Below are 8561 nucleotides of genomic sequence, written 5' to 3'. Positions count from 1 at the left end.
GGAAGTTCCTTTTACAATTAGCGGAAGTTCCTTTGCTTAGCAAAAGTTCCTCTGTGTGCCGCTGTAAAAAAAGCCTTCCGTTATGGAAGGCTTTTTTCGCTCGTTCTGCTTACATTTTTTCAGGCGCATGAACACCGATCAGTGCCATACCGCTTTTTAACGTAATACGTACAGCTTTCATCAGAGCCACTCGCGCCTTGCTGAGTGGAACATTCGTTTCATCCAGCACTTTTTCAGCATTGTAGAAACTGTGCAGGCACGACGCCAACTCGAACAAGTAATTCGGAATATGCTGGATTGCAAGATTTTGCGCGCTTTCCGCAACAACTGAAGGGAAGTCGCCCATTTTTTTCAAGAGATCAATTTCCTTTTCCCCGGAAAGCAGATTCAAATCCAATGCGTCGAGATCATCCTGTTCAAAAGCCTCTGCACGTTTCAGCATACTCGTAATACGCGCATACGCATATTGTACGTAGTACACGGGATTTTCATTTGAGTGAGAAATGGCAAGATCCAAATCAAAATCGAGATGGCTGTCCGAACTGCGCATTGCGAAGAAGTAACGTGCCGCATCAACACCGACATCTTCCATCAGTTCACGCATGGTTACGGCTTTACCGGTTCGCTTACTCATTTTAACCTTTTCTCCGTCTTTGAACAGGTTGACGAGCTGAATAATCTGAACGGTTAATTGATCCGGATTGTACCCAAGGGTCTGAATCGCTGCTTTCAATCGCGGCACATAGCCGTGATGATCCGCACCAAGCACATCGATCAGCTGCTCGAAGCCACGATCAAGCTTGTCCTTGTGATAAGCAATGTCCGGTGTGAAGTAGGTATAGCTGCCATCTGATTTGACGAGCACGCGGTCTTTGTCGTCCCCATACTTCGAGGTTTTTAGCCATAATGCTCCATCTTTTTCATACGTTTCTCCCTTACCCTTCAGGTAGTCAAGCACCGCTTCTACCTTATGCTCTTCATAGAGGGAGCGCTCGGAGAACCAGCGGTCAAAGTGAACCCGAAAATCGGTGAGATCTTTTTTGATGCCGCGCATCAGGTGATCGACGCCGAAATTACGGAAGAAACGAATCCGTTCTTCTTCTGTTTTCTTTGCGAGATCATCACCGTGTTTGGCAACTAACTGTTTCGCCAGTTCAATGATATCCTTGCCATGATAGCCGTTTTCCGGAATTTCCGCCTCCTGCCCCAGCTGCTGGAGGTAGCGGACTTCAATGGAAACCGCTAAATTGGTGATTTGGTTGCCGCCATCGTTAATGTAATACTCGGGAACAGCGTCATAGCCTGCTTTTTTTAGCAGCTTGCAGAGCGCATCACCTACTGCAGCCCCGCGTCCGTGACCGAGATGCAGACTGCCGGTTGGGTTGGCTGAAACAAATTCAACAAGCACGTGTTTCCCCTGCCCGCTGTCCGTACGCCCATATGCGTCGCCCGCTTTTATAATTGTTGGGATCAGGTCGGTTAGGTATTGGTTATCAAGGAAAAAGTTGATGAACCCCGGCCCTGCAATATCAATCTTGCGTATATGTCCTTTTTGCTTATCAAAACATGCAATCATCTCTTCAGCGATCTTTCTTGGCGCCTTCTTTGCAATGCGCGCGAGCTGCATCGCCATATTGGTCGCAAAATCGCCATGCGCCTTGTCTTTCGGCGTCTCAAGCACCACATCCGGCATTTCTTCTGGCGCAGCAAGTTCCGCTTTAATTACCGCCTGTATAATTTCTTCCTTTAACTGATTCTTGACTTGTTCCACAATCGTCATCTTATTTACCCTCCAAAAATTGCGAATGACGCATCGCTTGCACGATCAACCTTTATTGAACATTGGAAACCCTGAATGCTTGCACGCTGCTCTATTTGATTAAGTAGCGATACTCCATTGTGGCTTTTCCAACTGATTGTTCCTGTATCAACAATTCGTAGACCAAATGAACCGACCCGCAGCGGCCGGCAGGATCACAGGTCGTCTCTATTCTTTTTGCCGTTGCTTGCGTCTCCATTCGACCAAACTGAGATTCATAACTGCCCTTTATCGATTGCCCGATCACGAGCTGCTGCCTCATCGGCAGTGCACCTTTGCGTAAAATCAATGCTTCCTCATTCCCGACACGAATTGTATAATCCGCAAGCCCGACATCGGCGATTTCAGCGCTGAACACGAGGTAAAGGCTTGATCCGCTTTTTCCAATCTTACCTTGAATCACCTGTGCAATCGTCTGCCGATTTCCCGGATCGCTCGGATCATCAATGGTACTCGTAAAAACGATTTCAGCATCTTGTGTCTGCATTGATTCGCCTTCCTTCATCACGCACAAGTTCGCATTCTTATACTACTATAAAAGATTGCCTATCCATGGGCAAGGTCAAGCGACTATTTTTCCAAGGATTCTATTTTTTTCCTGGATTTATACCTTTCTTCATCCATTTTCAGGCCGCAATGTTTAAAATTCAGCGCCTCATTCCATAATGATCGATAGAACAGATGAAGACACCCCGCGTCATTTGGGTAGCTGTTTTTCGGATTGAGGAGGTTCTGAATTCATGCATTTTGACACGAGGATCCGAAAAAAGATGGCTCTGTTTCTTAGACGAACAGCCTTGTTTCTGCCTACATCTCTAGTGCTGGGGGTGATTATACTGCTCCTCGCAGCCAAAATTGCCGGACCAATGGAAATCCCGGCTTCCAAACCTGCTGTTTTCTATGACAACCGCGGCCAGCTGGTCGGAAAATGGGACACGACGAATAAGCAATGGATGGACAGCGACGCTATGGCTCCGGCACTGAAACTCGCGACACTCGCCGTTGAAGACCGCCGTTTCTTCCATCATCACGGTTTTGATTTTCGTCGCATGATCCAATCCGCCCTGATCGATCTGCGTCATTTCAGCAAAGCACAGGGTGCAAGTACCATCTCCATGCAGTACGCAAAAAATTTATTCTTGAGCAATGACAAAACTTGGCTGCGCAAATTCTCAGAAATGTTCTACACCATCCGTCTCGAAATGAATGAATCGAAAAAGAGCATTCTTGAGGGCTACTTAAATACAATTTATTACGGTCGCGGTGCCTATGGGGCGGAGGCCGGCGCCCGCACATACTTTAATAAAAGCGCCAAGGATCTGTCCCTTGCAGAAGCAAGCATGCTGGCCGGAGTTCCAAACGGACCAAGCGTTTATTCGCCGTTTATTAACTATGGAAAGGCAAAAAAGCGGCAGAAGGTCGTTCTGAATACCATGGTGAAAAGCGGCTTCTTGTCGAAAAAACGTGCAGAAATCGCCTATCAAGCGCCCCTGCATCTTGCCCATGTAGAAAATAAAGTGCCTGAGAAGGCGCCCTACTTTCAAGATGCGCTGCGGCATGAATTAATTGACCGATTGCATTTCACGCAGAAAGAACTCGCTTCGGGAGGGCTTAAAGTCTATACCACACTGGATAACGAAACCCAGGAAAGTGCGGAGCACTGGGTGAAGCGGGTCATCCCAAGTTCCACTCCCATTCAAACAGCGCTTGTTGCTCTAGACCCCAAAACCGGGGGAATCGTTGCAATGGTTGGTGGACGCGACTACACGAAAAGCACCTATAATCGAGCTGTCAGCGCAAAACGTTCACCCGGCTCTGCGTTTAAACCTTTTCTTTACTATGCAGCACTGCAGAACGGCTTTACACCGGCAACGCGTTTGAAAAGCGAACCAACCGCATTCGTCTTTGACAACGGGCATCGTGAGTACACGCCGAATAATTTTGGCGGCTATTACGCAAACAAACCGATTACCATGGAGCAAGCACTCGCACTTTCCGACAATATTTTCGCAGTCAAAACGCATCTGGCAATCGGCATGAAAAAGCTCGTTTCGGCTGCGCGCCGGGCCGGTATTTCAAGTGCGCTGGCACCGATTCCCTCACTTGCGCTCGGGACAAAGCCGGTCAGTGTTTTGGAACTGGCGCGCGGATACGCGACCTTCGCCAATCAAGGAGCGCGGATTCAGCCGGCGATGATTACCAAGGTCACCGACGGCAAGGGGCAAGTGCTCTATGATTGGCAGCCGAAGAAGCAGCAGGTTCTGAATCGCAAGACCTCATTTGTCCTGTCTCAGATGATGACCGGAATCTTTGACAAACGGCTGAATGGTTATAGTAAGGTCACCGGAAGCAGAATATCTGGTCTGCTGACTCATAAAGTGGCTGCAAAAACCGGATCGACACCTTCGGACAGCTGGATGGCCGGCTTCACGCCTGAACTTGTTTCGGCGGTTTGGGTTGGCTATGATCAAGGCGAAACAATCAGCACCTACCCGGACAGCGGCTATGCAAAAACCATCTGGGCTCATTTCATGGAATCGGCACTCAAAGGAAAGCCGAAAAATGCCTTTAAAGCCCCGAAAGGCGTCGTCAGTGTCAGTATTGATCCCAAAAGTGGGCTGCGCGCCGGGAAGGGCTGTACCGGAAGACCCACCTATTTTATAAAAGGCACGGCACCGACCGCCTATTGCGGCAAGCAAGAGCCTCATAATCTTGAAAAGCCGACAAAACAGAGGAGCAGTCTGCTCGATCGTCTCTTTCATTGGTGGAAATAGCCGCCTCAAATTCATCGGCAAAAAAGCAGGGCTTCCTCGCTTGAAGGAAACTCTGCTTCTTTTCTTCAGTTGCACTGAAAAAAAGTTGCAAACCGAAACGTTTTTATATTCATTGATCCCGTTCTTCTCTTATACTAAATTTATAAAGCGAAAATTGAGGAGTTTCGATCAATGATTCTTTTATTTCTGATTGGCGGATTGATCGCGGGTAGCGTCATTCCTGTGCAAGCTTCAATTAATTCGAGACTAGGTAGAGAGGTCGGATCGCCGTTTCTCGCCTCGTTTATCTCTTTTTTCACCGGCACACTGACCTTGATCATCCTTGCTCTTGTCATTGACCATCGGCTGCTCGTCGCGCCGCATACACTTCTGAATCACCCATGGTGGCTGTGGATCGGAGGCGGAATGATCGGCGTCTTTTATTTGACTACCAACATTCTGCTTCTTCCGCGCCTCGGGGCAGCTTTAACCATTGTCGTCACGCTCGTTGGGCAAATGATCATGGCCATCGCGATTGATCAGTTCGGCTGGTTTCACGTCCCCATTCACACATTGAGTCTTCCCCGTCTCATCGGGATTCTCTGTATGCTGCTTGGGGTACTCCTCATTAAGAAATTCTAAGGAGCACATCTGTTCATGAAAAAAAGAACCTATTCCCTTACTTTTCTGTTTCTCGCCTGGGGTCTGCTCGCCGGCGCTGCTTCACCTATCCAAACATCGGTCAATACACAGCTGCGCGAGGTTGTCGGTTCGCCGTATCTCGCGGCATTGATTTCGTTCGCAACGGGCACTTGTTTTCTGGCACTAATTGTTCTGGTCATTGATCACACGATTAAACTTGATTTTGCTCAAATTCGGCACATGCCGAAATGGATCTGGGTCGGCGGGATGCTTGGCGTCGTTTTTGTGACTGCCAACGTTCTGCTTCTCCCGGTTCTCGGTTCCGCATTCACCGTTGTTTCTCTGTTGTTCGGGCAGATGATCGCTGCCTTGTCCGTTGATCACTTCGGCTTATTCGGCGTGCCGAAACATGCAATGAATTGGCCGCGTGCAGCAGGGTTGGGGCTCATGATTCTTGGCATCATTCTGATTCATCAGTTCTGAGCCGTCAGTTACTCAAAAGCCAGTTGTGCCTTTAGTTCCGGATTCGCCCGTTCCCACTGCTCGGGAGCGACTTGCCTTAAAAAGTCGCGCAGCACCTTTTTAGACGGCATATCCATCGCTTCAAGAATCACGTTGCCCTTGAGCGCTTTATCCATTTTATTCACATGATCGGCAAGTACTTTGTAGCCGCGCTTTATTTCGCGGTGTATGATCATCTCAGCTGCCGCCGCACCCGCATAGCGCGGTCCCTCCTTGGTCACTTCCGTGTTGATCCATACGAGCCAATACTTTTTCCCGCCACCTTGAAGATCCGCTTTATTCGCTGAAAAACGGATCCGGCGCTCCACGTCGCTGCGGGCATGCAGCGCGCCCATATCAACCTCTGCCTTACCGGCGGCAACATCAATGATCACCGGGGTCATGTTGTCCAGATTGACTAAACCAGCGCCAAAGCCGCCATGGCCTTTCGTTGAGTCGCCTTTAATTATATTAAAACCTGATTTCTTTCCATCCTGATGAAACAGATCCAATTCAATCATCCTCTCACACGTGATCAATCTCACTCTGCATTTATTTTAGCATAGGAACGGCAGCAATGCTTCATTAAGCCCAGCACGGTCAACCATTCAAACCCTTCTTTTTGGCGCGCAGGATCGAAATCATTGAATCAAACGGGCACATCCTATAGACTCTGAGTTAGAGACGCTTTCGAACGATTTAAATTTGCAGAGAAATGCGAGGGAACATCATGTGCAATCAAAAGGCATCCATCTTTAGTTATCCGCACGCTTCCGGACACTTTGGTATTGAGCGTGAAAACCTGCGTGTCGATCATCACGGACGGCTTGCCATGACGCCCCATCCGGACGCGTTGGGCAACAAGCAGACGAACCCTGAGATCACCACCGATTTCTCCGAAAGCCAGGTTGAACTGGTGACACCTATCGCCTCCTCCTTGCAGGAAATGCTGTCGCACATGCAGCGGCTGACCCGTACGGTTTACAGCGGGATTGGTGACGAACTGCTCTGGCCGCTCAGTACGCCCCCGAACCACCTGCCGCCGGATGATCAAATCCCAATCGCTGATTTTGGTCCAGGAGGTAAGGAAAAGACCGCGTATCGCTTCTACCTGTCAAAAAAATACGGTCGCAAACGACAGCTCTATTGCGGCATACATTTGAATTATTCTTTTCCTGACGATCTGATGGGCGATGCAAGTCAGCGCGGCTTTTTCTATGTGCAGGTCGCTGCTTCGGCACTCCGTCACCGCTTTTTTCTCGTCCACCTCTTGGCGGCAAGCCCCGAAAAGATCGATGGGGTCTGTTACCGCTCGGCTCGGTTAAGCGTGCACGGGTATAAAAACATCAGACCCATTTATCTGGACTATTCGAGTCCCAGTGCCTACCAACAGTCGATGAAAAAAGCGGTCGCTCAAGGATTGGTTGAAGGCCCGCGCGAACTCTATCAATTGGTACGCATTAAGGGGAAAGGATTTGAGGATCTCGAACAGATACCTGAGGCAGGACGTATTGAACTGCGCATTGCCGATCTTAATCCCTTTTTCCCAGCAGGGATTAACCCCAGTGATCTGTACCTCATGCACTTATATCTGCTTTGGTGCGCACAAAACAGAATATCTGATTTTACGGTTGAACAACAAAAAGAAGCCGATGCATGGGCGACTGAAGCAGCACAGACCTGTTTTTCAGACGCTTTTCGCAACCGGATGAACCAGATGTTCGAAGCGTTGCACCGCTTCTTGCACCAAAGCAGGTTGCCTCAGGTTTATGATCAGGCATTAACGCAAGCCCAATCACGCTGGAGTGAACCCAAACTCAGCTACGCAGCACGGATCAAGGCTGCATGCGCTGAAAGCCCTAACAGCGCGATGCAATGGGCAACATCGCAAAAGGAGCAGAATCTCGGTTCTTCTGCTCAGAGAAACCCTTATGCCCCATAAGACGATCGACGGAATCGGGGTTATTGCCAAAAAGTTTCGCAGCCATTATGCTAAAAAAAGACCTGTCCCGTCAAAATGGATCTGCTTGATTCACTCAATCAAAGCCGATACATCTTTGTCAGGATATCGGTACGCTTTGTTGTGGAGGATTCATAAGGCATGATCTTGGTCAGATGCATCAAAAATGTATATGGGGAAGCGGTCGATATTCCGTTTGACTTCATGGAGGCTCGGCTGCTTTTCAAAGTAAACAACTTTTATATGGCGGATCAGGACAAGGAAGGCCATCTCATGACGCAAGATGAAGAGGGGGAGCCGCATATTATCGCCGACAGTATAGAATTGCTCAGCATCGATTCATGGTTTCACCAACATTTTGTTCTCACGTAAAACAGTCCGTTAAATCGAGTAACAAACACTACTATTAGGAGGGTGCGACCCATGGGCAGTATCGACTACGAACGCATCAGACAAATCGGCACCATCAGTGAATCATCCCGAGGATGGACGAAGCAGCTGAATCTGATCAGCTGGAACGGACGCTCACCGAAGTTTGATCTGAGGGACTGGGCCCCGGACAATACAAAAATGGGCAAAGGCATGACACTGACGTTGGATGAACTGAAAGCGTTGAAAGACCTTCTGAATCAGATGCACGAACTAAATGAGACCGTTTGATCGGATTCGATCAAACGGTCTCATGCTGAGTGACGGATAAAAAAGGTCCTTTCGCTATGTAAAGGAACTTCTGCGGAAGTAAGGACCGGGCGCTTTTTGCCCGGTTTTTCTTACAAGTAAAGAAAGTTTATGATTTTGCTTTGGTGTACGACGATAAGTGCATAAAAGTGGAACTTCTGCTAATTATAAATGAACTTTCGCTAAATAAAGGAACTTCCGCTAATTA

9 protein-coding genes are annotated in these 8561 nt (G+C 48.5%); 6 read left to right on the top strand and 3 right to left on the bottom strand.

The annotated features are described in order from the left end of the window. Nucleotides 1–109: 109 nt before the first annotated feature. Together argS and SIN01_RS13025 are read right to left on the bottom strand one after the other, a co-directional pair. On the bottom strand, nucleotides 110–1780 hold the full coding sequence (gene argS, locus SIN01_RS13030) for an arginine--tRNA ligase (RefSeq protein ID WP_010025166.1): 1671 nt from the start codon (nucleotides 1778–1780) through the stop codon (nucleotides 110–112). A 91-nt stretch (nucleotides 1781–1871) separates the two neighbouring features. Further along, entirely contained in the window at nucleotides 1872–2306 is a 435-nt protein-coding gene (locus SIN01_RS13025) for a YwiB family protein (protein WP_010025165.1), read from the bottom strand. A 253-nt stretch (nucleotides 2307–2559) separates the two neighbouring features. Between SIN01_RS13025 and SIN01_RS13020 the strand changes: the two genes are divergently transcribed. The 3 genes from SIN01_RS13020 to SIN01_RS13010 all read left to right on the top strand — a co-directional run bounded on the left by SIN01_RS13020 (nucleotide 2560) and on the right by SIN01_RS13010 (nucleotide 5697). After that, a complete protein-coding gene (locus tag SIN01_RS13020; protein ID WP_010025164.1) occupies nucleotides 2560–4593 on the top strand; it encodes a transglycosylase domain-containing protein in 2034 nt (677 codons plus the stop codon). Between the two features lie 171 nt (nucleotides 4594–4764). Continuing rightward, the gene (locus SIN01_RS13015; protein ID WP_010025163.1) at nucleotides 4765–5214 is read left to right on the top strand and encodes a DMT family transporter; all 450 of its coding nucleotides are present in this window, start codon (nucleotides 4765–4767) and stop codon (nucleotides 5212–5214) included. Nucleotides 5215–5229: 15 nt separating this feature from the next. Beyond that, a complete protein-coding gene (locus SIN01_RS13010; RefSeq protein ID WP_010025162.1) occupies nucleotides 5230–5697 on the top strand; it encodes a DMT family transporter in 468 nt (155 codons plus the stop codon). A gap of 8 nt (nucleotides 5698–5705) precedes the next feature. Here SIN01_RS13010 and SIN01_RS13005 read toward each other — a convergent pair whose 3' ends face one another. Further along, nucleotides 5706–6236: a YwhD family protein gene (locus tag SIN01_RS13005; protein ID WP_010025160.1), complete on the bottom strand. Its 531-nt coding sequence runs from the start codon at nucleotides 6234–6236 to the stop codon at nucleotides 5706–5708. 209 nt (nucleotides 6237–6445) lie between these two features. Here SIN01_RS13005 and SIN01_RS13000 point away from each other — a divergent pair, with 209 nt between their 5' ends. From SIN01_RS13000 to SIN01_RS12990, 3 genes are all read left to right on the top strand, one after another. Then, nucleotides 6446–7657, top strand: a complete 1212-nt coding sequence (locus SIN01_RS13000; protein ID WP_010025158.1) for a glutathione synthase — start codon at nucleotides 6446–6448, stop codon at nucleotides 7655–7657. Between the two features lie 159 nt (nucleotides 7658–7816). Next, nucleotides 7817–8047: a hypothetical protein gene (locus SIN01_RS12995; RefSeq protein WP_010025156.1), complete on the top strand. Its 231-nt coding sequence runs from the start codon at nucleotides 7817–7819 to the stop codon at nucleotides 8045–8047. A 51-nt stretch (nucleotides 8048–8098) separates the two neighbouring features. Further along, nucleotides 8099–8335 (top strand): YdbC family protein, encoded by a 237-nt coding sequence (locus SIN01_RS12990; protein WP_010025154.1) that lies wholly within the window; start codon nucleotides 8099–8101, stop codon nucleotides 8333–8335. Nucleotides 8336–8561 lie beyond the last annotated feature (226 nt).

It is taken from the genome of Sporolactobacillus inulinus, from assembly GCF_006539285.1.
GTDB classification, from domain to species: Bacteria; Bacillota; Bacilli; order Bacillales; family Sporolactobacillaceae; genus Sporolactobacillus; species Sporolactobacillus inulinus.
The sequence above is the reverse complement of the archived record's forward strand: the minus strand, read 5'-3'. Positions and strand labels throughout refer to the sequence as shown.

Excerpts from the sequence above, each read along its gene's own strand:
- SIN01_RS13010 (WP_010025162.1), top strand. The coding sequence starts at position 5,230 with ATGAAAAAAAGAACCTATTCCCTTACTTTTCTGTTTCTCGCCTGGGGT.
- SIN01_RS13025 (WP_010025165.1), bottom strand. The coding sequence starts at position 2,306 with ATGCAGACACAAGATGCTGAAATCGTTTTTACGAGTACCATTGATGAT.
- SIN01_RS13005 (WP_010025160.1), bottom strand. The coding sequence starts at position 6,236 with ATGATTGAATTGGATCTGTTTCATCAGGATGGAAAGAAATCAGGTTTT.
- SIN01_RS13000 (WP_010025158.1), top strand. The coding sequence starts at position 6,446 with ATGTGCAATCAAAAGGCATCCATCTTTAGTTATCCGCACGCTTCCGGA.
- SIN01_RS12995 (WP_010025156.1), top strand. The coding sequence starts at position 7,817 with ATGATCTTGGTCAGATGCATCAAAAATGTATATGGGGAAGCGGTCGAT.
- argS (WP_010025166.1), bottom strand. The coding sequence starts at position 1,780 with ATGACGATTGTGGAACAAGTCAAGAATCAGTTAAAGGAAGAAATTATA.
- SIN01_RS13015 (WP_010025163.1), top strand. The coding sequence starts at position 4,765 with ATGATTCTTTTATTTCTGATTGGCGGATTGATCGCGGGTAGCGTCATT.
- SIN01_RS13020 (WP_010025164.1), top strand. The coding sequence starts at position 2,560 with ATGCATTTTGACACGAGGATCCGAAAAAAGATGGCTCTGTTTCTTAGA.
- SIN01_RS12990 (WP_010025154.1), top strand. The coding sequence starts at position 8,099 with ATGGGCAGTATCGACTACGAACGCATCAGACAAATCGGCACCATCAGT.